The 22,341-nt window shown below is 66.5% G+C and carries 25 protein-coding genes; 10 read left to right on the forward strand and 15 right to left on the reverse strand.

The annotated features are described in order from the left end of the window. Nucleotides 1-52: 52 nt before the first annotated feature. From OX460_RS07015 to OX460_RS07025, 3 genes are read right to left on the reverse strand one after another with little or no spacing between them, the layout of a single operon-like run. Nucleotides 53-1,102 carry a hypothetical protein gene (locus tag OX460_RS07015; protein WP_289898200.1) on the reverse strand — a complete coding sequence of 350 codons (1,050 nt, stop codon included), beginning with the start codon at nucleotides 1,100-1,102 and terminating at the stop codon, nucleotides 53-55. Between the two features lie 21 nt (nucleotides 1,103-1,123). After that, entirely contained in the window at nucleotides 1,124-1,921 is a 798-nt protein-coding gene (locus OX460_RS07020; RefSeq protein ID WP_289898201.1) for a hypothetical protein, read from the reverse strand. A 47-nt stretch (nucleotides 1,922-1,968) separates the two neighbouring features. Further along, a complete protein-coding gene (locus tag OX460_RS07025; protein WP_289898202.1) occupies nucleotides 1,969-3,501 on the reverse strand; it encodes an MFS transporter in 1,533 nt (510 codons plus the stop codon). A 123-nt stretch (nucleotides 3,502-3,624) separates the two neighbouring features. Between OX460_RS07025 and OX460_RS07030 the strand changes: the two genes are divergently transcribed. Next, entirely contained in the window at nucleotides 3,625-4,485 is an 861-nt protein-coding gene (locus tag OX460_RS07030; RefSeq protein WP_289898203.1) for a LysR family transcriptional regulator, read from the forward strand. Here the strand turns inward: OX460_RS07030 and OX460_RS07035 are convergent. Beyond that, on the reverse strand, nucleotides 4,465-5,862 hold the full coding sequence (locus tag OX460_RS07035; protein WP_289898204.1) for an MFS transporter: 1,398 nt from the start codon (nucleotides 5,860-5,862) through the stop codon (nucleotides 4,465-4,467). The genes OX460_RS07030 and OX460_RS07035 overlap by 21 nt on opposite strands. 93 nt (nucleotides 5,863-5,955) lie before the next feature. Here OX460_RS07035 and OX460_RS07040 point away from each other — a divergent pair, with 93 nt between their 5' ends. Then, nucleotides 5,956-6,852: a LysR family transcriptional regulator gene (locus OX460_RS07040; RefSeq protein ID WP_289898205.1), complete on the forward strand. Its 897-nt coding sequence runs from the start codon at nucleotides 5,956-5,958 to the stop codon at nucleotides 6,850-6,852. 108 nt (nucleotides 6,853-6,960) lie between these two features. Continuing rightward, a complete protein-coding gene (gstA, locus tag OX460_RS07045) occupies nucleotides 6,961-7,575 on the forward strand; it encodes a glutathione transferase GstA (RefSeq protein ID WP_289898206.1) in 615 nt (204 codons plus the stop codon). A 22-nt stretch (nucleotides 7,576-7,597) separates the two neighbouring features. Here the strand turns inward: gstA and OX460_RS07050 are convergent, their stop codons facing one another. Then, nucleotides 7,598-8,050, reverse strand: a complete 453-nt coding sequence (locus tag OX460_RS07050) for a PaaI family thioesterase (RefSeq protein ID WP_289898207.1) — start codon at nucleotides 8,048-8,050, stop codon at nucleotides 7,598-7,600. Nucleotides 8,051-8,201: 151 nt separating this feature from the next. On the opposite strand from OX460_RS07050, the gene OX460_RS07055 reads away from it, so the two are divergent. Continuing rightward, complete coding sequence (locus OX460_RS07055) at nucleotides 8,202-8,774, forward strand: DUF4337 domain-containing protein (RefSeq protein ID WP_251349074.1); 573 nt, start codon at nucleotides 8,202-8,204, stop codon at nucleotides 8,772-8,774. An 11-nt stretch (nucleotides 8,775-8,785) separates the two neighbouring features. Here the strand turns inward: OX460_RS07055 and OX460_RS07060 are convergent, their stop codons facing one another. From OX460_RS07060 to OX460_RS07070, 3 genes are all read right to left on the reverse strand, one after another. After that, nucleotides 8,786-9,406 carry a ParB-like protein gene (locus tag OX460_RS07060; RefSeq protein WP_289898208.1) on the reverse strand — a complete coding sequence of 207 codons (621 nt, stop codon included), beginning with the start codon at nucleotides 9,404-9,406 and terminating at the stop codon, nucleotides 8,786-8,788. 48 nt (nucleotides 9,407-9,454) lie between these two features. Further along, the gene (locus tag OX460_RS07065; protein WP_289898209.1) at nucleotides 9,455-11,116 is read right to left on the reverse strand and encodes a SulP family inorganic anion transporter; all 1,662 of its coding nucleotides are present in this window, start codon (nucleotides 11,114-11,116) and stop codon (nucleotides 9,455-9,457) included. A 62-nt stretch (nucleotides 11,117-11,178) separates the two neighbouring features. Then, nucleotides 11,179-11,472 carry a hypothetical protein gene (locus tag OX460_RS07070; RefSeq protein ID WP_289898210.1) on the reverse strand — a complete coding sequence of 98 codons (294 nt, stop codon included), beginning with the start codon at nucleotides 11,470-11,472 and terminating at the stop codon, nucleotides 11,179-11,181. 119 nt (nucleotides 11,473-11,591) lie between these two features. Here OX460_RS07070 and OX460_RS07075 point away from each other — a divergent pair, with 119 nt between their 5' ends. Then, nucleotides 11,592-12,698 carry an acyl-CoA dehydrogenase gene (locus OX460_RS07075; protein ID WP_289898211.1) on the forward strand — a complete coding sequence of 369 codons (1,107 nt, stop codon included), beginning with the start codon at nucleotides 11,592-11,594 and terminating at the stop codon, nucleotides 12,696-12,698. Nucleotides 12,699-12,725: 27 nt separating this feature from the next. On the opposite strand, the gene OX460_RS07080 is transcribed toward OX460_RS07075, so the two are convergent. Genes OX460_RS07080 through OX460_RS07090 form a run of 3 tightly spaced genes read right to left on the reverse strand, consistent with a single transcriptional unit; the run spans nucleotide 12,726 to nucleotide 14,746 of the window. Then, nucleotides 12,726-13,217 carry a cupin domain-containing protein gene (locus OX460_RS07080; protein ID WP_289898212.1) on the reverse strand — a complete coding sequence of 164 codons (492 nt, stop codon included), beginning with the start codon at nucleotides 13,215-13,217 and terminating at the stop codon, nucleotides 12,726-12,728. 36 nt (nucleotides 13,218-13,253) lie between these two features. Continuing rightward, nucleotides 13,254-13,640, reverse strand: a complete 387-nt coding sequence (locus tag OX460_RS07085; protein WP_289898423.1) for a carboxymuconolactone decarboxylase family protein — start codon at nucleotides 13,638-13,640, stop codon at nucleotides 13,254-13,256. A 20-nt stretch (nucleotides 13,641-13,660) separates the two neighbouring features. Continuing rightward, nucleotides 13,661-14,746, reverse strand: a complete 1,086-nt coding sequence (locus tag OX460_RS07090) for an alpha/beta hydrolase (protein ID WP_289898213.1) — start codon at nucleotides 14,744-14,746, stop codon at nucleotides 13,661-13,663. 206 nt (nucleotides 14,747-14,952) lie between these two features. On the opposite strand from OX460_RS07090, the gene OX460_RS07095 reads away from it, so the two are divergent. The 3 genes from OX460_RS07095 to OX460_RS07105 all read left to right on the forward strand — a co-directional run bounded on the left by OX460_RS07095 (nucleotide 14,953) and on the right by OX460_RS07105 (nucleotide 17,266). Further along, nucleotides 14,953-15,819, forward strand: a complete 867-nt coding sequence (locus OX460_RS07095) for an HDOD domain-containing protein (protein ID WP_289898214.1) — start codon at nucleotides 14,953-14,955, stop codon at nucleotides 15,817-15,819. Between the two features lie 92 nt (nucleotides 15,820-15,911). Further along, nucleotides 15,912-16,343, forward strand: coding sequence for a hypothetical protein (locus OX460_RS07100; protein WP_099664287.1), 432 nt, complete (start codon nucleotides 15,912-15,914; stop codon nucleotides 16,341-16,343). After that, a complete protein-coding gene (locus OX460_RS07105) occupies nucleotides 16,340-17,266 on the forward strand; it encodes a DUF2145 domain-containing protein (RefSeq protein ID WP_289898215.1) in 927 nt (308 codons plus the stop codon). Before OX460_RS07100 ends, OX460_RS07105 begins: the two co-directional genes overlap by 4 nt. A 20-nt stretch (nucleotides 17,267-17,286) precedes the next feature. Here the strand turns inward: OX460_RS07105 and OX460_RS07110 are convergent, their stop codons facing one another. From OX460_RS07110 to OX460_RS07125, 4 genes are all read right to left on the reverse strand, one after another. Continuing rightward, nucleotides 17,287-18,567 (reverse strand): nucleotide disphospho-sugar-binding domain-containing protein, encoded by a 1,281-nt coding sequence (locus tag OX460_RS07110; RefSeq protein ID WP_289898216.1) that lies wholly within the window; start codon nucleotides 18,565-18,567, stop codon nucleotides 17,287-17,289. A gap of 159 nt (nucleotides 18,568-18,726) precedes the next feature. After that, nucleotides 18,727-19,176, reverse strand: a complete 450-nt coding sequence (locus tag OX460_RS07115; RefSeq protein WP_099664290.1) for a GNAT family N-acetyltransferase — start codon at nucleotides 19,174-19,176, stop codon at nucleotides 18,727-18,729. Nucleotides 19,177-19,221: 45 nt separating this feature from the next. Continuing rightward, on the reverse strand, nucleotides 19,222-19,851 hold the full coding sequence (locus tag OX460_RS07120) for an NAD-dependent dehydratase (protein ID WP_289898217.1): 630 nt from the start codon (nucleotides 19,849-19,851) through the stop codon (nucleotides 19,222-19,224). 46 nt (nucleotides 19,852-19,897) lie between these two features. Then, nucleotides 19,898-21,178: an arsenic transporter gene (locus OX460_RS07125; protein ID WP_289898218.1), complete on the reverse strand. Its 1,281-nt coding sequence runs from the start codon at nucleotides 21,176-21,178 to the stop codon at nucleotides 19,898-19,900. Between the two features lie 257 nt (nucleotides 21,179-21,435). Between OX460_RS07125 and OX460_RS07130 the strand changes: the two genes are divergently transcribed. Further along, nucleotides 21,436-21,723 carry a DUF6150 family protein gene (locus OX460_RS07130; RefSeq protein WP_251349087.1) on the forward strand — a complete coding sequence of 96 codons (288 nt, stop codon included), beginning with the start codon at nucleotides 21,436-21,438 and terminating at the stop codon, nucleotides 21,721-21,723. A gap of 22 nt (nucleotides 21,724-21,745) precedes the next feature. Next, nucleotides 21,746-22,339, forward strand: coding sequence for a type VI secretion system tube protein Hcp (locus OX460_RS07135; RefSeq protein WP_289898219.1), 594 nt, complete (start codon nucleotides 21,746-21,748; stop codon nucleotides 22,337-22,339). Nucleotides 22,340-22,341: the final 2 nt, after the last annotated feature.

Genomic DNA, 22,341 nt, shown 5'->3' on the forward strand with positions numbered 1-22,341 from the left:
GCCCCATTGTGCCGCTCGAAATCACATTCAACGTCAAAGTGATCGCCGCGCTTCAGCGCGTCAAATGCGCCATGGTGTTATCCATTTGCTTCAACTTTGCTTCGATCTGATCCAAAGCATGTAGCTTTTCTTCGCGATGAGACCAGTCACCCGCGGCCAGCGCCTGGGCTCTTTGCTGCCCGATAGCGTCCAATGCCAGTTGTCGCGCCTGTTGGTTGCATGCCGCTCTTAACTTGATATCCGCAAATGCGAGAGCAATCGACGCTTCGCAGCGCACGTCATCGTCCATGGCGTGTATGTCGGCGTATCCCCACTGCTTTGCCAGTTTCTCGAGGAATCGAATTGGCGTGACATCCTTGTGCGTCTTGTGCCAATCGCGATAGCTCTCCAGAAGATCAGCGCCAGTATCATTGCCGTTCGGCGAGAAATCATCCGTGCAATTCCAAAAAAATGGATCATCCAATATCTCGCGTGCATTGGGATGAAAGTCTTCCCAGTCGATTCCCAACTGCTCCCAGGCCGACATTCCATCACGCTTGGCTTGTGCCGCTGCCTCCAGCCCGGATGCCAGGAGTTGCAGAGCTTCCTCGGAATCCGGGACGCGTTTTCTGGCAGCTTCACAGTGGTCCAGAAATTTCTCCAGGCTAAAATCATCAGTGCGCTTCAATCGCTTGCTCAATAGCCCTAATGCATGGATGACTTCATCCACACCTGCCTTAAAAAGTGGCAAAGACAATATTGAAGAACGCGTCCAGTCCCGGCCTTCCATCAATTCGCTGGCGATGTCGATCTCGACCTTGCCCTTTGCTCTTCGATAAGTGATCTTCGGTAGCGTTGCGCGGAAATTATTGTGCGCCTCCAACAGAGATTCCAGCGTCTTCTTTGCCGGACCAGAGTCCCTGAAGTGAAGCGTGACCGCAATTTCCTGGATCGCGTCGCCAAAACTGCCGCTGCCCGCGAGAAGAAAATCCCCGATCGGAGACAACGTTGTGTGACCACCGTAGCAATTATAGGAATTTGCGACTACATGGAAATCCATTGAATACTGCCTTTCATCCGAAATTTCAATTGTTCTGAATGTCGATATATATTGCTTGTTCACCTCAAGCCAGCCATGCCGTGGCTACGGCAACCGGTGCCGGAACGTCGGTTCGATGTTGCGCGCATGCAGCCAGCGCACGATGTCTTCCAGGGTGGCGTCCTGCAACAGCAAGCCTGGCGCGGTGGCGGAAGATGCAACAGGCGATGCGGCCACGGGAACAGGCGCTGGCGAAGACTCCGAAAGGCCCGCATGTCCCTGCAATTTCGCCAGCGCCTGCGCGAACTGGGCCGGATTGATGCTGCGCAAGCTTTCCAGGAAGCCCAGCTGGGCGGCGGGCGGCGGCGGCATGTCCAGGCCAGGTTCGTCGACGAAGGCGGCGCCCATGCTGGGGTGGATGAAGGCGGCCCACTTGCCCGACGGCTGCAGGCCTGGCGGCAGCGCCACCTGTTCCACGTCGGCGGGCGGCGCGGCGGCGAGGATGTCGGTCGAGGCAGGCAAAAAGGTCGAGCGCAGCAGTTGCACGAACTGGCGCGCCTGGGCGACGGGCACGGGCGTGGCCAGCGACAGCCATAACTGGAACGCCGTGCCCGAGATGCTGACGGCGGGCGCCGGCAAGTCCAGCTCGTGCTGCACGGCATTGGCGATAGCGCACAGCGCGCTCCAGTGCGCCTCGCCGCCGCCCTTGCCGCCAAACTCCAGCACCAGCGCGCGCGTCAGGCCGCTCCCGGTCACGAGTCGCACCGCTACCGTCTGCTCGCCCGACAGATGGCGCGCCAGCACGGCCGGCGTCAGCGGCTGCACGCCGCCCTCGCCATCGACATAGTGCTGCTGTTCATCGAACAGGTACAGGCGGGTGAGTTCGGAAATCAGTTTATGCATGGACGGCCTCGTAATGACGTTGAGCAACACTTGTCAACGTGCCCAGATTATAGCCTCCCAAGCCTTGGCGCACCCGCACGTCCAACGCCAAACACGAGCCAGCTGGCCACGGCGAACAGGCAGGCGGCAACGCCGCCGTACAGCATCACGGCGCCAAAACCTTGTGCCAGCGCAAGCTTCGCCACGCCGGCCGGCAGCGCGCCGCCCTTGCCTGCCGACACTGCCTCCGCCAACGCCCGCAATGCCGCCCCGTCAATCCCGGCAGGCACATGCCGGCGCAAGGCGGACTCGATGGCTGCGACGAGGATAAAACCCATCAGCGCGATATTGATGGACAGGCTGACCATGCGCGCGCTGATGTCGATGCTGGACGCCATGCCCGCCCGTTCGCCCGGCACGGCAGCCGTCGTCGTGTTGGTGACGGGGGTATTGGTCAGCCCCAGGCCCGTGCCCGCCAGCAGGCAGCCGGGCAAAATCGTCAGCCAGCTGGCGGCGTCCGCGCGGCTGCCCCACAGCATCAGCAGCAAACCCGTGCCGATGGCCAGCAAGCCGGCAGGAATGACGGCATCGGCCCGGTAGCGCAACGCCAGCCGCTCGGCCAGGGGCGGCACGAGCAAGGTGGGCAAGGTGTAGGCCAGCAAGGTCAGGCCCGTGTCCAGACTGCTGTAGCCGAGGCCATATTGCACGTACAGGGGCAGATAGATCATGAACGGCCAGAAACTGCAATTCATGCCCGCCGAACCGAGCAGCGCGCCCGAGAAGCGGCGGATGCGGAAGACGGAAAAGTCGACCATCGGTGCCGCCTGGCGCCGTTCGATGACGGCAAACGCGGCAAAACCGGCCAGCGCCACGGCCAGGCTGGCCAGCGCACGGGGATCATCGAAACCCAGCGCCGGCCCCTGCGTGAGGCACCACGCCAGGCTGAACACGGCCAGCGACAGCGTGGCGATGCCGGCCACGTCCAGCCTGCGCTGCTGCGGGTCGCGCGATTCGCTCACGCCCAGCGCCACCAGCAGCAGGGCCGCCAGCGCCAGCGGGCCGTGCACGAGGAATACCCACTGCCAATTCGACAGCGCGACGATGGCGGCGCCGATGATGGGGCCGAAGCCCAGGCCCAGGCCAAACACGATGCCCCAGGCGCCGAACGCCCGGCCCCGCGCGGCGCCGGCCGGGAACTGCTGCGACAGCACGGCTACCTGGCAAATCAGCATGGCGCCGCCAGCCATGCCTTGCAGCGCGCGCGCGGCGATCAGCACGCCCGTGCCGCCGGCCCAGCCGCAGGCCAGCGAACTGAGGCCGAACAGCGCCAGGCTGGCCAGCAGCAGGCGCTTGCGGCCATAGCGGTCGGCCAGGGTGCCCGTGGCCATCAGCACGGTGGTGCAAGCCAGGGTGTAGGCATTCATGATCCATTGCAAGTCCTTGAAGTCGCCATGCAGCACGGTTTCCAGGGTGGGCAGGATGACGGGCACACTGGAAATTTCCAGGCCGAACATGAGCGAGGCCAGGCAGACGGCGGCCAGGGTCACTGCATTTTGTTGCGAAGTATTAAGTAGCATCGAAGCCTTGAGTACGGTAGTCATGGAGGTGCGCGCGATGCCGGCGCACGGGGAGCCACCATTCTAGAAAGCCGCGACTCATGAGGGAAATGATAAAATTTTGTACAATTCATTCATTTTCATCATGAATCACGGGAGCGTCACGCCATGGACTTCGATACCGCCCTGCTGCGCGCCTTGGTCGCCGTACAGGACACGGGCGGCTTTACGCGCGCCGCCGAACGGCTGCACCTGAGCCAGTCCGCCATCAGCCACCAGATCCGCCGCCTGGAAGAGCAAGCGGGCACGCCCTTGCTGGTGCGCACGACGCGCAGCCTGCGCCTGACGGAAGATGGCGAGGATTTTCTGCGCCACGCGCGGCAGGTGCTGGCGGCCCAGGATGCGCTGTCACGCCGCTTCCAGCGTTCCGCGCTTGCGGGCGCCGTGCGCTTCGGCGTGCCGGAAAATTTCATGGGCGCACGCCTGCCTGCCCTGCTGGCGCAGTTCGCCCACCTGTTTCCCGCCGTGCGCCTGGATGTGACGGTCGGCACCTATCTTGACTTGCAAAAACTGGTCGCCGCCGATGCGCTGGACCTGGCCGTCGTCATGGTCCTGGCGGACGGGCAAGATGAAGCGGCCGTGCTGCGCCGCACGCGCTTCGTCTGGGCCGCGGCGCAGGATTTCCGGCACGACGGCGCGCTGCCGCTGCCGCTGGCGTTTTCACCGGCACCCTGCATGCACCGGCATGTGGGCGTCGACGCCCTCGATGGCGCCGGCCTCGACTGGCGCGTGGCGTTCACCTCGCCCAGCCAGCAGGGCTTGCGCGCCGCCGTGCTGGCTGGGCTGGCCGTCACGGCCCTGCCGCAAGGCGACCTGGAGCCGGGCATGATGGTCATCGATGGCCAGCACGGCTTGCCCGCCCTGCCCGCCGCCCAGTTCCAGCTGCTCTGGCGCGCCGCCGGCAGCACGGCGGCGGCCGACGCGTTCGGACAATTGCTGCGCGAGTGGTCAGCCGCCGCGGCGGCTTGACAGCACCAGCAGCAAGGCCAGCGCCAGCATGGCGGCCGCGCTGCCCAGGGCCAGCGTCACGCGGTGCGCCAGCAGCGGCACGCCAACGAGCTGGTGCGCGCCAAAGGCCGAGATCGCCACCAGCGCCGCCAGCCCCAGCGAACTGCCCAGCTGGTGCGCCACGCTGACGACGCCCGAGGCGGCGCCCGCATCCTGCGCCGGCACGCCGGCCACGCCGGCCGCCGTCAGGGGACTCAAGGCCATGCCCTGCCCCGCGCCGATCAGCACCATGGGCAGGGCCACGCCCAGCCAGTAGGCCGTGCCAGCGTCGACACGGCTCAGCCAGGCCATGCCCAGCAGGGTCAAGCCCAGTCCCATCGCCAGCAAGCGCGCATTGCCGAGCCGGCGCGTCAAGCGCGGCACGCACAGGGCCACGCCGAAGTTGACCAGGGTCATGGGCAGGAAAGCGAGGCCCGTCAGCGAGGGCGGATAACCGAGCACCACTTGCAGCAATTGCGTGGTGAAGAAGAAAAACCCGATCATGGCGCCCATGAACAATACCCTGGCCCCGTACGCGGCATTGCGCTGCCGATCGGCAAACAGGCGCAGCGGCAGGATGGGCTGCGCGGTGCGCCGTTCGATCAGGATGAAAGCGGCCAGCAACAGCACGCCCGCCGCCAGCGCAGCTTGCGTCAAGGCATCCCCCCAGCCGGCGCCGGCCGAGCGGATCAAGCCGTACACGAGGGCCGACATGCCGAGGGTGGAACTGGCCGCGCCGGCCACGTCGAAGCGGCCCCGGATGGTTTCACTGTCGGCGATATAGCGGCGCGCGGCCACCAGCATGGCGGCGCCGATGGGCAGGTTGATGAAGAACCCCACGCGCCACGACAGCCATTCGGCCAGCACGCCGCCCAACACCAGGCCCACGCTGGCGGCGATGCCCGCCACCGCGCTGTACAGGGCGATGGCCCGCGTGCGTTCGCGCCCTTCCGCAAATGTGGTTTGCAGCAAGGCCAGGGTGGATGGCGCCAGGATGGCCGCGCCCACGCCCTGGATGGCGCGCGCGGCGATCATCATGGCCGGCGACTGCGCCAGGCCGATGGCCAGCGACGCCAGCGTGAACAGCGCCAGGCCCAGCTGCAGCAGGCGGCGCCGGCCAAGCACGTCGCCGGCGCGCGCGGCCAGCAGCAGCAAGCCGCCAAACGTCATCAGCGTGTAGGCGCTTTGCACCCAGGCCAGGCCCGTATCCGTAAAGCCCAGTTCCTGGTGGATGTTCGGCAAGCCCGTCAGCACGATGGACGTGTCGAGCACGATCATCACGTAACTGACAAGAATGATGGCGAGGATGGCCGCCTTGTGCGGCGCGGCAGAGGGAGTAGCAACTGGCGGATTGTTCATGCCATCACTGTAAGCCGTATGCATTACCATGAATAGATGGTAAAGTCTGCATGAACTTATTAGCACAACTAATGAATTGAAAAGACATCCGCCATGGCACAAACCAACTTCAACGACATACTCGCCTTCGTGGCCGTGGCCCGCGAAGGCAGTTTTACCCGGGCGGCGGCCAAGCTGGGCGTGTCGCAGTCGGCGCTGAGCCAGACCGTGCGCGCGCTGGAAGAGCGGCTCGACTTGCGCCTGCTGGTGCGCACCACGCGCAGCGTCTCGCCCACGGAGGCGGGCGAACAGCTGCTGCGCACGGTGGCGCCCCGCTTCGACGAGATCGAGGCGGAACTAGCCCTGCTCAGCGCACGGCGCGACAAGCCGGCCGGCAACATCCGCATCAGCGCGGGCGAGCATTCGGCGCTGACGGTGCTGCAGCCGGCCATCGCCCGTTTGCTGCCGGACTATCCCGACATCCACATCGAAGTCATCGTCGACAATGGCATGACCGACATCGTGGCCGCGCGCTGCGACGCGGGCGTGCGCCTGGGCGAGCAAGTGGCCAAGGACATGATCGCCATGCCCATCGGCCCCGATTTCCGCATGGCCATCGTTGCCTCGCCCGCCTATTTCAGCCGGAATCCGCCGCCCGTCACGCCGCAGGACTTGATGGCGCACAACTGCATCAACATGCGCCTGCCCACCCTGGGCGGCCTGTTTGCCTGGGAATTTTCCAAGGATGGGCAGGAACTGAAGGTGCGCGTGGAAGGTCAGATGATCTACAACAACATGGCCATGCGCTTGCATTCGGCCCTCGATGGCCTGGGCCTGGCCTGCATGCCGGAAGACGTGGTGCTGCCTTACGTGGCCGATGGCCGCCTGGTCCGCGTGCTGGACGACTGGTGCCCCGCGTACGCGGGCTACAAGCTGTATTACCCGAGCCGGCGCCACCCTTCTCCCGCGTTTACCTTGCTGCTCGACACCTTGCGCTACCCCCGCGTTTGAGCCAGCGCAATCGTCCACCGGGCGTGGACAGTCGCCAAACGAACATGCGTTTACCGTGCGGCGGCGCAGGACTATAGTGGCTACTTTCCCACCTGTTCAAGGATCGCCATGAAACTCTTTTATTCGCCGGGCGCCTGCTCGCAGGCGCCGCACATCATCCTGCGCGAAACGGGCACGCCATTCACCCTGGTCAAGGTCGACCTGGGCCAGCACCGGACGCAGGAAGGCGGCAATTACTACGAACTCAACCCGAAAGGCCAGGTGCCGCTGCTGGCGCTCGCCGATGGAACGACCTTGAGCGAAGGCCCCGTCATCGCCCAGTACATCGCGGAACAGGCTGGCCGACAGGACTTGCTGCCGTCCGTGGGCAGTTTTGCCCGCTACAAGGTGCTGGAATGGCAGAACTACATCACGTCCGAGCTGCATAAATCGTTCAGTCCCCTGTTCGATCCACGCATCGACGCGGCCGCCAAGGCCTTGTTCGTCCAGCAACTGGGCAAGAAGTACAAATGGGTGGACAGCCGCCTGGAAGGCCGGGCCTACCTGACGGGCGACACGTTCACGGTCGCCGACGCCTATCTGTTCGTCATCACGGGCTGGGCGCCAGGCGTGGGCGTGGACTTGTCCGCGCTGGCGCATGTGCAAGCCTTCCTGGCCAGAGTGGCCCGGCGCGACAGCGTCAAGGCGGCTTTGGAAGCGGAAGGACTGGCCAAGGCGGCTTGAGCGCCATCGCCCGGTGCACGGCTCACGTCTTTTCCGACTTGCCGTGCATCACCATGATGGTTTGCTGCATCAGCGCGCACAGGATTTCCTTGCCATCGCGCACGGCGAATACTTCGGCTTGCGTGACGATCAGAGTGCGCCCCGGGCGCACCACCTTGCCGCGCGCGATCAGTTTCTCGCCATCGGCGGGCGCCAGCAGGTTCATCTTGTATTCCACCGTCAGCACGGACGCGCCGTCGGCCACCATGGTCATGGCCGCGTAGCCGGCGGCCGAGTCCGCGATCATGCCCACCACGCCGCCATGCACGAAACCGTGCTGCTGCTCGATGCCGCGCCAGTGCGGCACGTGGATTTCCGTGCTGCCATGCGCCACCACGGGCAGGCTGGCCTGGATCAGGGTCATGGCGTTTTGCAGATCGAAACTGGCGCGGACTTTCTCGGCGAAGTGCGGGTCGGGCAGACGGGACGTGCTCATGGGCTGTGCGCTTTCAAGGGGAGAACGCCTTACTGTACCCGCTTATGCCCGTTCGCACCATGTCGCGGCGCCCGCCAGCTTGCACGGCGGATGCGGTAGTATCGCCATGTCGACACATGATCCCTCCTCCTGCCCCCGCGAAAGGTCCGCCATGGAAGAAGAATACGAAGTACCCAGCCCCCATGAGCACGCCGTGGAAGAGGCGACGGAGAAGGAGCGCGATGGCCTGACGCAGAAAATCGCCCTGATGACGGCCATCCTCGCCACCATCGGCGCCCTGATCAGCTACCAGAGCGGCAACGCGCAGAACGAGGCCATGTTCCTGAAGAACGAGAGCATCCTGAAACAGGCACAGGCGAGCGACCAGTGGGCCTTGTACCAGGCGAAGTCGACGAAGGGACATATCGCCGAAGCGACGGCCGCGCTGGCCAGCGTACCTGAGGTGCGGGCGCGCTTCCTGGCGGAACAGGCGCGGCAGGAACGGGAAAAGCCCCTGGTGCAGGCGCAGGCGCGCCAGCTGGAAGAGCAGTCGAGGAAGCTGGGCGAGGCATCGGAAGCCAAGCTGCGCCCGCACGAACGGCTGGCCATGGCCCTGACCTTCATCCAGATCGCCGTAGCGCTGGCCGCCATCACCGTGCTGACGCGGCGCCGCTGGCTGCTGTGGGGCTCGGTGGGCGCGGCGGCGGCCGGCATACTGGCGGCCGGCAGCGCCTTCCTGCTGTAGCGGCAGGCGGTTCAGGCGGGCGGCACGATGCCGCTCCAGCCCGGCAAATAGCGCGCCTGCTGGCTGCGCGCCAGCTTCATGGCCTGTGCCAGTGCCTTGGCGAAATTTTTCTGCAGGCTGGCGGGCGCGATGCGGCTGCGCAAGAAATCGGCCCACAGGAATTCACTGAACGGCGTCACGTCCTTGGCGTAGCCGCCCGCGCTGCGCAATTCGCCGGCCAGGCTGCGGTAGGGATCGTCGTGCAAGCCGCTCAGGTGCCGGGGGATGGCGGAAAAATCGCGGCGCAAACCTTCGCTGTCGTACGGGTGCACCCACTGATGGTGGTCCATCACATGCCAGAAGTGCAGCGGCTCCAGCCAGGACAAATCCTTGAGGATCATCAAACTGACGCTTTTCACGCCTTCCTGGTGCAGCGCCAGGCCGAAATGGTGGTGGTCGACGATGTAGTGGCGCCCTTCCGGACCGATAATGCTGGGAAACCAGTGGTCGGCCAGCGCCGCAGCCCGCGCCTTCCGGCCCAGGCTGGCCCAATGCGCGCGCTTGAGCGCCACCTCGGCCATGCCCACCGTGATTTGCGTGGGCAGCAGCTTGTTCAGCCGTCCCTTGACCAGTTGCGGTTTCACGCTTGTCATACCGTCTCCCAGATGCATGGCCTGGCCGCCAGCGTAGCATAGTCGCCGCTACTTTTCAGGCGTGGCGCAGCCCAGCAGGCGCACGGCCTCGGCCACGCTCAATTCGCTGAGCAGCAGCGCCGGCCCCGCCTCGGCAGCCAGCATGTCGCGCAGCGCCAGTTGCAGCACGGCGCACGCCGGCTCCTTCAGCCGCGCCAGCGCCACGGCCAGCCCCCGCTGGCGCGCAAACGCGGCAAAGTCGCGCAAGGCTTCGACGCTGCTGCCATCGAGGTCGGGCGACTCTTCCAGGCTGAGGATCACCTTGCGCAGCGGACCGGCCCGCTCCTCCAGCAGGGTGCGCGCCAGGTGCAGGCTGCGCTCGGCATTGACGAAGAACAAGGGTTCATCGAGGCGCAGGATCAACGTGTCGGGCTGCGCGCGGGCCGCTGGGTACAACGCCAGTTTCACGTAATCGTGGCTGTCGCCCAGCCGGCCCAGCACGGACAGGCCCGGCCGCGACAGGCAGCGCAGCATCAGTAGCAGGCTCATGGCGATGGCTGCCAGCAAGCCGTCGAGTACGCCGAACAGCAGCACGCCGGCAATGGCCGCCAGCACCAGCAGGCGGTCGCGGCGCCAGGTGAAATAAGGCCGCAAGGAAACAGGGTTCAGCGTATGGCTGACGGCATGGATGACCACGGCAGCCAGCACGGGCACGGGGATCAGGGCCACCAGCGGCAGCAGGGTCAGCACGATGACGCCCACGACGGCGGCGGCCACCAGCCCCGCCAGGCGCGAGGTGGCGCCGGCCGCCTCGTTGGCGGAAGTGGCCGAATAGCCGGCGCCCACCGGCATGGCCTGGAACAGGCCCGCCACCACGTTCGCCGCGCCCAGCGCCAGCAAGTCGCGCTCGGGCGCCACGGCGTCGCCATGCTTCAAGGCAAAACTGCGGATGGCGCCATACGATTCCGCATACAGGATCAGCGCCAGCGCAAACGCCAGCTCGGCCAGGCGCGTCCATTCCGCCTGCGTCAGGCGCGGCAAGACAGGCATGGCCAGGCGCACATCGATGGCGCCCACCAGGGCCACGCCATGGCGCGGCAAGTCCAGCCATTGCCCGGCGGCGATGCCCAGCGCGATGACGATCAGGCCGGCAGGCCAGCGCTGCAGCCGCCGCAGCAGGAACAGCGACAGCAGCGCCGCCGCGCACAGGCCGGCGCCGCTGCCGTTCCACTGCCCTGCGCCTGCCAGAAGGCCTGCCAGCAGATGCGGCACATCGCCGTGCGCTGGCTGCACGCCCAGCACGCCGGGCAGCTGTTTCACGATGATCACGATGGCCAGGCCGAAGGAAAAGCCCCGCAGCACGGGCTTGGCGATGAATTCCGTGATGCTGCCCAGCCTGGCCAGCCAGGCCAGCAGGAAAAATGCCCCCGTCAATATCACCAGTCCCGCCATCAGCATCAGCCGGTGCCCCGCCGTGCCGCCTGGCATGGATGCCATGGCGGCGGCCAGCACGGCGGCCGAGGACGACGTGGCCGAGACGATGGCAAAGCGGCTCGTGCCCAGCACGCCGTAGCACAGCAAGCCCGCAAACAGGGCCAGGATGCCCGCCTGCGGCGCCAGGTTGCCGATGCTGGCATACGCCACCGCTTCCGGCAGCAGCAGGCCGGCGATCGACAGGCCGGCGCTGGCATCTTGCCAGCGGTTCATTTGCGTCGCAGCCGATGCGCTCATGGAAGCTCCTGGTGGGTGGCGCTAGTCCGCGCCATGATGCGGCAAAACGGCGGCATGCAGGCTTACGGCGCTGCGGCGCCCACTTCCGACACTTTCCTGCCGGCGCGGAAGATGGAATAGATCACGGCACCGACGCGCTCATACGGCACGTCCGGCTGTGTGCGCAAGGCAACGCTGGCAATATGCTCCTCGGACAGGACGGCCAGCATCTCGTCCACCGTGTGGACGCGCCGGCCCGCCACGGTGATGTCTTCCTTGCCCAGCATGACCACGGGCGGCGGTGGCGGCACGCTGGCGCAAGCCGCCAGGCACAGCAGCAATGCCGCCGCGCTTCCCGCATGGACGAATCTGCACATGTTTTTCCCCTTTTCCTGCAGCTTACAGGCGCGGGACTGGCGCCGCAACAGGCGCCGGCTACCGCCGGCACCCCGCGCTGTGCGAAAATGCCCGCCTTCGCCATTGCCGGATTCTACCCATGCCGCACGCTGCCCTCGCTACCCCTGCTACCCTTTCCGGGCGTGACGCGCGCCGCATCGCGCGCCATGCGCCGGCCGCCGACGCCGCCCGCTTCCTGCATCCGGCCCAGCAAGCCTTGCTGCACCGGCGCGGCTGGCTGACGATGCTGGCGCCGCGCGGCGCGGGCGGAGCCGAGCTGCCCTTGCCGCAAGTGGTGCGCCTGGAGGAAGCCGTGGCCGCCGTCGACGGCAGCATGGGCTGGGTGCTGACCCTGTGCGCGGGCGCGGGATGGTTTGCGGGCTTCCTGGCGCCCGACATGGCGCGGGCCATCATCGGCACGCCCCGCGTCTGCCTGGGCGGCAGCGGCGCGGCCACCGGTGATGCGGAAGAGGAAGGCGACGGCTACCGCATCACGGGCAGCTGGGACTACGCCAGCGGCGCGCCGATGGCGACCCACTTCACGCTGAACGCCCGGCTGCGGCGCGATGGCCAGCCCCTGCTCGATGCAGATGGCAAGCCGCGCATCCGCGCCTTCCTCGTGCCCGCCGCCCTGGTGCAGCTGGTGCCCTCGTGGAACAGCATCGGCATGCGCGCCAGCGCCTCGCACAGCTATCGCATCGACGGTCAATGGGTTGCCAAGGAACACGGCTTCACCATCGATCCTTCGGCCGCGACGGCCGACGGCCCCCTGTACCGCTACCCGTTCTATTCGCTGGCCTACGTGACCCTGGCCGCCAACGTGGCCGGCATGGCCAGCCATTTCATGCAACTGGCCGAAGAAGGCATGCGCCACCGCCGCCATGCGCGCGCCGGCTTGCCACTGCTGGACGTGCCGGAAGTAGCCGCCATGCTGCAAGCCAGGAAACAAACGTTCGCGGCCGCCCGCACCCGCTTCTATGCCGTGCTGGACGACAGCTGGGCGCAGGTGGCGGGCGGTGCGGCGCTCGGCGCGGACGCCATGCAAGCCGTGCAGGACCGTTCGCTGGACCTGGTCGCCGCATGCCGCGCGGCCGTCGGTGATGTGTATCCGTATTGCGGCCTGTACGCGGCCCGCGAAGACAGCGCCATCAACCGCGTGTGGCGCGATTTCCACACGGCCAGCCAGCATGCGCTGCTGCTGCCGTAATCTGCCTGAACGCCCGGCGCGGCATCGTCATTGAGCGCCTTGGCGCGGATAGCTGTCATCCATCACCTGTTCCAGCCACGTCACCGCCGTGCCATCTTGCGCCTCGGCAATGGCGACATGCTGCATGGCGGACGTGGCCGTCGCGCCATGCCAGTGCTTGACGCCGGGCGGTATCCACGCCACGTCGCCCACGGCCAGCTGCTGCAGCGGGCCCTGCCAGTGCTGCACCCAACCCTGGCCTTGCGTGACGATCAGGGTCTGGCCCAACGGGTGCGTATGCCACGCCGTGCGGGCGCCGGGCGCGAAGGTGACGATGGCGCCGCCCACGCGGGCCGGCGCCAGGCGCTGAAACCTGGCGTCGACTGCGACCTTCCCCGTAAAATAGGCGGCGTCACCGATGCTGCTGGGCATGGCGGCGGCGCGCGTGACGGTGACGGCCGCTGGCGCGGCAGCCGGCTCGGCGGAGACGGCCCCGGCGGGCAGGCAAAGCGGCAAGAGTGCCGCGGCGTATCGGTGCATATGGATATCCTTTCTTGCCGCGCGGGGCGGCGGTCGTTATTTGCGGAAGACTTCTTTCGCCACGGCCAGCGCCGAGACGGCATTCGGCCAGCCCGCATAGAAGGCCAGGTGGGTGATCGCCTCGACCAGCTCCTCCTCCGTCAAGCCGTTCTGGCGCGCCAGCAACAGGTGCGATTTCAGCTGCTCGGGACGGTGCATGGCCACCAGCGCGCTGACGGTCACCAGGCTGCGGTCGCGTTTGGACAGCTGGGGACGCTCCCAGATGTCGCCGTACAGCACCTTGTCCGTGAGGTCGGCCATCTTCGGCGCAAGGTCCCCCATCAATTGCTGCGCGCGCGAGGGCGGCTTGCTCTGCGCATCCAGCGTTTGCGCTGGCGCAAAGACGGGCAGCGCCAGGCAGGCCGCCAGGAAGCCCGCTTTCATGCCGTTCAAGAAAACGCCCATCACGCCCCCAGGTGCTGGCGAAAGAAGGCGTCCAGCCTGGCCAGCGACTGCGCGATGTAAGGCGGCCGGTCGTACAGGTCCACATGCGAGGCGCCGGGCACGACGAACAACTCCTTCGGCTGCGCCGCCCTGGCGTACGCATCCTCGCTGAAATATGCCGAGACGGCGCGCTCGCCGACGATCATCAGCAACGGGCGCGGCGCGATCGTCTCAATCTGCGCGAACGGGAAGAAATTCATCATCGGCGCCAGGCTCGTCAAGGCGTACAGGCTGGTCGAGTGCAGGTGCTGGCCCCGGGGCGTGGCGTAGTAGTCGAGGAATTCGCGCACGATTTCCGGCGCGTCCGGCCCGGCCGACTCGGGCAGCGCGCGGATGTCGCGCCGCGGTTCGCCGCGCGCCTCGCGCGTGCGCTGCTCGCCGACCTCGTCCAAGGTCTTCATGCGCTGCTCGTAGGTGAGCGTGTCGCCCAGCCCCTGGCGGCGCGCGCGGCCCATGTCGTACATGCTGACGGTGGCGATGGCCTTGATGCGGTGGTCGGCCTGCGCCGCGCTGACGGCATAGCCGCCGCCACCGCAAATACCCAGCACGCCGATGCGCGCCGGGTCCACGGCCGGATGATTGCTGAAGAAATCCACGCAGGCGCTGTAGTCGCCCACGCGCGTGCCCGGCACTTCCGTGTAGCGGGGCAAGCCGCTGCTGTCGCCGTAATGCGAAGCGTCGAACGCCAGGGTCACATAGCCCAGTTCCGCCAGCTTTTGCGCGTGCAAGCCGGCCGTCTGTTCCTTCACGCCGCCGAACGGGTGGCCGATGACGATGGCGGGATATTTTTTGGCCGCATCGAAGCGGGCCGGCATGAACAGGTTCGCCGCGATGACCGTCTGCGCGCTGGTGTTGGGGAACGTGACGCGTTCGATAGCGACGCCGTTGCGCCGGGGATGGCCCACGACCATGGGCCGGGTGGGCGCGGACGCCGGCGCTTGCGCCTGGGCCGCGCCTGCCAGCGCCATGCCGGCGCCGCCGGCCACCATGGCCAGCGAGGTGTTCAGGAAGGTGCGCCGCTGCGGCTGGGGGACTTCATCACGCATCTGTATTTTCCTTGTAAACATTGATATGGAACAAGCCGCGTACGAGGCACGCTTGTGGCAGATCAAGCGTACCCGCCCTCGCCCACCGTGAATAGACAGGCAAATCCACTAAAGTCTATAAGTACAGCTTATGAATGGCACCATCGGCCAGCCGTGCCTGGCAGGATAGGCAGCCGGGCGCCATGTGGCCTGGATTGCCTGATAAGATGGGGACATTGCTACTTCCCGCTCCCCTATCCATGCACGTCAACACGCTCAGCAGCCTGGCGCAACTTTTGGCCAGCGCCGAAACGGAAACCCTGGCTTTTCCCACCAGCATCAATACGGCCCTGCTCCTGCAAAAGGAACTGGCCAATCCGGATTGCCACTCGGCCGACATCAGCCGCTTGCTGCTGTGCGAACCGACCTTGTCGGCGCGCGCCGTGGCGCTGGCCAATTCGGCCCTGTTCTCGCCCGGCCAGGCGCCCGCCATCACCAGCGTGCGCGCCGCCGTCGAGCGACTGGGCCACCGCAACCTGTATGCGCTGGCGACGGCGGCCGTCATCCGCCAGCTGAACGCGGGCATCCGCGACGAAGCCTTGCGCGCCCGCGCCACCCAGCTGTGGGCGCACACCGTGCACGTGGCGGCGCTGGCGCACGGGCTGGCCACCACCGTCACGCAGACGGACGCCGATACGGCGCTGTTCGCCGGCATCGTGCATGAAGTGGCCGGCTTTTATTTGCTGGCCCAGGCCGACAAGACTCCGGGCCTGTACGCCCAGCTGGAAACGCAGATGGCATCCACGCTGGAAGTGATCGGCCGCGCGCTGATGCGCCAGCTGGGCGTGCCGCTGCCGGTAGCCGACGCCGTCAACGCCTTGCCCGGCTCCACCATCATGCTGCCGCCCGAGGGCTTGCGCGACACCCTGCTGCTGGCCAAGGCGCTCTCTCCCGTCCCGTCGCCGCTGCCGCAGGCCGGCGTCACCGTCAGCGAGGCGCTGCAAGCCTATCTGGAACACGATCCCGTGCTGCAGGCGCTGCGCACGCAGCCGTCGGCCGAAGCGAAGGGCCTGATCGAGGTACTGCTCAGCTGATGGCCGATCTGCTATGATGGCGCGAGCCGGGATGGACCCGGTCCGCTTTCATTGATGCTCACTGGAAAACTGCCTTGACTACCTCCTTACGCATGCTCGGCCTGGCCGCAGCTCTGACCATGGCGTGCAACGCCAACGCCGACAGCTTCGTTTCCTCGGCCTCCAGCGCCGGTTCCCAGTCGAGCGGCAGCATTTCCGATTCGCTCAACGGTTCGAGCAACAGCTCTTCGCGCGACAACAAGGTGGCCAATGGCCCCTACCGCATCATCGACGTGGCCGCCGTGCCGGGCCGCGCCGGCATGACGCGCTTGACGATGCAGGCCGACGCCACGGCCACGCCGCTGGTGCTGGACTTGCCGCAAGCGGCGCTCGACAAGCAGCAGCTGGCGCAGGGCGACGTGGTGCATGCGCAAAACCGCGCCTACGGCATCGAATTCTCGCGCAACGACACGCGCGCCGCCTTCTTCCTCGTGCTGGCCGACGACTGGTACGGCGAAATGGCCACGCGTCCCGTCAGCCTTTGATCTTGCGCAAACTGGCGCCGCTGCTGGCCGGCTGCGCCGCGCTCGTCCTGGCTGGCGCGGCCCAGGCGGGCACCTCCATGTCCTCCTCGCGATTTTGCGACCGCGCCCAGGAACTCACGGCCACGGAACAGGACCGGCTCTTGCGCTTTGCCGCCGTCGTGCGCGAGGAACTGGCCGCCAGCGAAGGCAGCGTGGCCCTGATCAGCCGTTCCGGCCTGGACCTGGCCCGCTTCGGCATCCGCTATTCGCACGCCGCGCTGGCCTGGCGCCACGACAATGACAGCGGCTGGTCCGCGCGCCAACTGTACTACGCCTGCGACGAAGGCCGCCCGCGCATCTTCGACCAGGGCACGGCCGGTTTCGCCATGGGCACGGAAAACCCGGCGCTGGGCTACATTTCGCTCGTGAAATTGCCGGCCGAAACCGTACCGCCCCTGCGCCGCGCCCTGCTCGACCCCGTGCGCGTGCAGCAGTTGCTGGCGGGCCGCTACAGCGCCAACGCGTATGCTTTCAATTTGACATACCAGAATTGCAATCAGTGGGTGGTGGAAATGCTGGCCTCGGCCTGGGGCGAACTGGCGGCAGGCGGCGACTTGCGCGTCCGCGCCCAGGACTGGCTGCGCGCCGCCCAATATGCGCCCGCCCCCGTCGACGTGGGTGCGCGCTGGCTGATGCTCGGCTCCATCTTCGTGCCCCTCGTGCACATGGATGACCACCCGCCTGAGGCAATTCGCTCGATGCGGCTGGCGGTGAGCCTGCCGGCCAGCCTGGAAGCGTTCGCGCGCCAGCGCCTGCCCGCCAGCGAACGCGTGGAAATCTGCCACGACGGCAAGCAGGTGGTGGTGCACCGGGGCTGGGAACCGATCGCCGACGGCTGCGTGCCCGGCGCAAACGACCGGGTCATCGCCCTCGACGATACCTAGCGCAGCATTCCCCAGGCAGACTAAACGGCCAGGGCCGCTTCGACGTGATCCAGCAGGCGCGCTGATTCGAGCCCCTGTCCCATCCGGCGAGCCACCTCGCCGCACGCCAGCCTGACTTCGGGCGCGGCCAGCAGGCGCGCCAGCTGCCGCTGCATGCGCCCGGCAGACAAGCGCTTGGCCAGCAAGACTTCCCCCACACCGAGCCGTTTGGCGCGCCAGCCGTTGTCGAACTGGTCGTACGCGAACGGCACGATCAGTTGCGGGATGCCCGCGCGGAAAGCGTCCGCGCTGGTGCCGATGCCGCCGTGGTGCACCACGGCCGCCATGCGCGGCAACAGCGCCGCGAACGGCGCGTGCGCCTGCCACAGCACGCCAGCCGGCAAGTGCTGCGGCACTTGCGCCGCATGGGGCGTGAGGAACAGGCCGCGCCGCCCCAGCCGCCGCAAGACGTCCAGCGCGATGCTGAAATAGCGTTGCGCATGCTGGTGGCCGGTGCCGGGCGTAAACACGATGGGCGGCTTGCCCTCGCCCAGAAAACGTTCCAGTTCCGGCGGCAGCGCTGCGGCGCCAGGCATGGCGGCGGCGGTGAAATCGGCTTGCGCGAAGTGCGGCGGCCAATCCGCCTGCGGCGCGGCGAACCAGGCGGGAAACAGTCCCAGTGAGGCGTCCGGCGCGGCCAGCATGTGTCCAAAAAAATGCGCTTCCGGCGGCAAGCCGTGCTGCGCGCGCGCGCCGTTCAGCCCAGGCAGCAGCACCGGGTCGATCATGGCGCGGTGGATCATCCGCCACAGGGCTTGGCGCCAGGCCAGCGGCACCCAGGCGGGAATGCGCAGCGAACCGGCCGTCAGGAAATCATGGCTGCTGCACAGGTTCGATGGCGCGAGATACGCCGCGACGATGCGCAAATCCGGGCGCACGGACCGCGCCAGGGCCGCCATCGGCACGAGGATGGGATGGCACAGCACCACGCAAGCCTCATCGTCCGGCAAGCCTTGCACGATGTCGCGCACGGCGCCCAGGTGCGGCACGAGGCCATTCCACACCACGCCCCAGCCCTTGCGTTCATCCCACAGGCCGGGGTTGCCCAGCATGGCCTGCCCCTCTTCCGCGCTGCCGAAGGTGCGATACGGCAACTTTGACGCCTGCGCGACCGCTTCCTGCCAGCCCGGCACCAGCAGCAGCACGCGCCGGCCCCGTTGCTGCAAGCCCTGCGCCAGCGCGATAAACGGCTGCATGTCGCCACCGGTGCCGCTGCTGGCGATGATGACGAGCGGGGATGGCGGCAGGTTGTCATCCGCCATGCAGCCATCCGTGCCTGGCGACAATTTTCAGCGGAAAATCAAGCAAGAACGAGGGGGGCATGGGCATCTTTCCTAGTTGAAACACCCAACGATAGTAAGCGATTAACGTTAGCATTTCAATCAATTATTGAGCGCGGCACGGCGCCATGCCTGCCGCTGCTACAGCGGCAGTTGCAGCACCATGTCCCATTGATCGATGCCCGGCCCGAAGCCGTCCGGCGTCACGTTGACCGTCACGAAACCGTAGCCCGCATAAAAGCCTTGCGTGTGCTGGCTGGTATTCATGCGCACGCTGGCGATGCCCGGCACGGCGCGGATGGCGTCCAGGCGCGCCTGCGTCAGCGCCCGGCCCAGTCCCTGGCCATGCGCATCCTGCGCCACCATGCCCCAGCACAGGCTGGCGACGCTGCCGCCCGCCTCGATGGCATGGCCGCCGCAGGCGACGATGCGGCCGTCGCGCAGAATGACCAGGTAGGGATGCGTCGAGGTATCGAGCCAGGCGGCAAAGTCCGCGCGCTCGGACGGGTCGAAAAAGCGCGGTGTATTGCCGTCGAACAGGGCCAGGCAGGCATCGCGGTCGCCGGCCTGGTAAGGACGTACAGTCTGCATTGCTATCCTTTCAGAAACAGGAAGGGAAATTACACGGGCGCGCACTCACAGCAGCTGCTCCGACGTCACCACATGCACGCCCGGCGCGGCGACAAGCGCCGCTTCCAGCAAGGCGCTGGCGATGCGCGGCGCGGGATTGATGCGCCAGCGGCGCGGCAGCACGGGACCGAGCACGCGCAGGATGCGCAAGGCGACGCCCTCGCCCGCCCGCGCCACGGCGCGCTCGCCGCCGATCAGGCCCGGCCGCACGTACGTGAGCGAACGAAAACCCAGCGCTTGCAGGTCGCGTTCCAGCTCGCCCTTGACGCGGTTATAGAAGATGCGCGAAGCGGCGTCGGCGCCGGCCGCGGAATTGAGCACATAGACTGGCGTGCCGGCCGCCAGCGCCAGCCGCGCCACGGCCAGCGGATAGTCGTGGTCCACGCGAGAGAATATTTGCCGGGTGCCGGCCACCTTCATCGTCGTGCCCAGGGTGCAGATGACGGCGTCCGCCTGCCACCACGATGCGTCCGGCGGCAATTGATCGAAATCAATGACAGGCGCGGACAGCTTGGGATGCGACGGCAAGGGCTTGCGCACGGGCGCCACGATGGCCGTGATCCGCGCATCCATCAACGCCAGGCGCAGCACTTCGCTGCCGACGAGACCGGTAGCGCCTACGAGCAGTAATTTCATTGCATCCCAGTATAAAGTTGCTCACAGCCACCACCATACACGGAACTCAGGACAGGCGCAGCGCCAGCGCGGCCAGGGTCACCAGCAGCACGGGCACGGTCAGCACGATGCCGACGCGGAAATAGTAGCCCCAGGAAATGTGGATGTTCTTGCTGTCGAGCACGTGCAGCCACAGCAAGGTGGCCAGGCTGCCGATCGGCGTGATCTTCGGCCCCAGGTCGCTGCCGATGACGTTCGCGTAAATCATCGCTTCGCGCACGGCGCCCTGCGCCGTGGTCGGGTCGATGGCCAGGGCGCCGACGAGCACCGTCGGCAAGTTGTTCATCACGGACGACAATAACGCCGTCAGCACGCCCGTGCCCATGGCCGCGCCCCACACGCCGTACTGCGCAAAGTGGTTCAGCATGCCCGTCAGATAAGCCGTCAAGCCCGCATTGCGCAAACCGTACACGACCAGGTACATGCCCAGCGAAAAGACGACGATGTGCCATGGCGCATGGCGCAGCACGTAGCGCGTGGAAATCACCTGGCCCTTGCCGGCCACGCCCAGCAGCAGCGCGGCGCCCACGGCGGCGATCAGGCTGATGGGTACGCCCAGGGATTCCTGCGAGAAAAAGCCCACCAGCAGCAGCGCCAGCACCAGCCAGCCGGCGCGGAAGGTGGCCAGGTCGCGGATGGCGGCGTCCGGACGTTTCAGCTGCGCCACTGCATAGTCGCGCGGAATATCCTGGCGGAAAAAGAGCAGCAAGGCCGCCAGGGTGGCCAGCACGGCGACGACGTTGACGGGCACCATCACGGACGCATACTCGGCAAAGCCGATCTTGAAGAAATCGGCCGAGACGATATTCACCAGATTCGACACCACCAGCGGCAGGCTGGCCGTGTCGGCGATGAAGCCGGCCGCCATCACGTAGGCCAGGGTGGCCTTGGCGGAAAACTTCAGCGCCCGCAGCATGGCGATGACGATGGGCGTGAGGATCAGCGCGGCGCCGTCGTTGGCGAACACGGCGGAAACCAGGGCGCCCAGCAAGACCAGCAGCACGAACAGTTTTCTGCCGCTGCCGCCGCCCCAGCGCGCCACGTGCAAGGCGGCCCATTCGAAGAAACCGGCCGCGTCCAGCAGCAGGCTGATGATGATCACGGCGATGAACGTGCCGGTGGCGTTCCACACGATGTGCCAGACGACGGGGATGTCGCCCCAGTGGATGACGCCCGCCAGCAAGGCGACGCAGGCGCCGATGACGGCGCTCCAGCCGATGCCCAGGCCACGCGGCTGCCAGATGACGAGGATGAGGGTGGCGAGGAAGATCAGGAAAGCGGTCAGCATGCGGTAATGGTCCCGTGCAATGCGGCGTCGCGGGCACCATGCGCCGCAGCCTGTGAAATAGAACAATACTTCTATATTACTGGAATTATTGAATCAAAGCAAAACCGCAGTGCTTGGGCCTCACTGCAGCGCCATGCCAGCCGGGAGGCCGGCGGCACAAAAAAAAGTGGGCGCCACCATTTATGATTGTCTTTAAGCAACTTAATCGGTGTATAGTCGCAGCACCGTTGACACCAGGAACGAACAAGGAAGCATACATGGCGCGCATTTACCAGACCAACAATATGGGCGAAGCGGACGTGCGCGTGGCCATCGTGCAGCGCGGCAACGCCGACTTGCTGGTGCAACGCGTGAGCAGCTGGGGCCTGGCGCATGGCGACGCCCATTGGTTCCTCACCCGTGAGCGGCAGGACGCCTCGGCCAGCGTGTATTTCACTTCGCAAGGCTTCGCGCAACTGACCATCTGCTTTGTCGACCACCCGGGCGAGGCAGGCTGGGCCCGGCCACACCGATTTAAAGGTTGCCTGTCGCACGGCGGCACCTGACCATCAAGCGGAGGAATTCGTCATGGATTTGATCTTACTGGAACCCGGCGACGGGGAACTCGTGTTCGGCAAGGCGCAGGACGGTGAAAGCAAGAGCGGCGGTATCGACGCCATCTGGCGCGACGACGCCATCTGGCGCGACGACGCCGCGCTGCGGGGCATGGGCCGGTGCATCGAGCTGGTGTCATTACATCAAGGCATGAAGCAGCAAATAACGACCGACGTCAGCAACTCTGCGCGCACGTCTGGCCGGCCCGTCATCACCGAATTTACCTGCGTCAAGTATGTCGATGCGACCTCGGTCAAACTGTACGATCTGTGCCTGCGGGCGAAGCCGCTGGGCAGCGGCCCGGACCAGCCGACCAGGCTGTACATCACCCGCCAGACGGGCGACAAGACGGCCAACATCATCACCATCGCCCTGCGAGACGCCCTGATCAGCGAAATCCAGCTGCAAACCCATCCCGACGACATGCCCACCGAGCAGTTCAAGCTGAACTTTACGGAAATCCTCTGGACGTACAGCGTGCAGCAGGCCGACGTCCAGCTCGGCGACCAGCAGACGACGGGCTGGAGCCTGGCGCGCAACCGCCCGATCGGGGCATTTACAGGATAAGC

The organism is Janthinobacterium sp. SUN033, assembly GCF_030397595.1.
Lineage (GTDB): Bacteria > Pseudomonadota > Gammaproteobacteria > Burkholderiales > Burkholderiaceae_D > Janthinobacterium > Janthinobacterium kumbetense.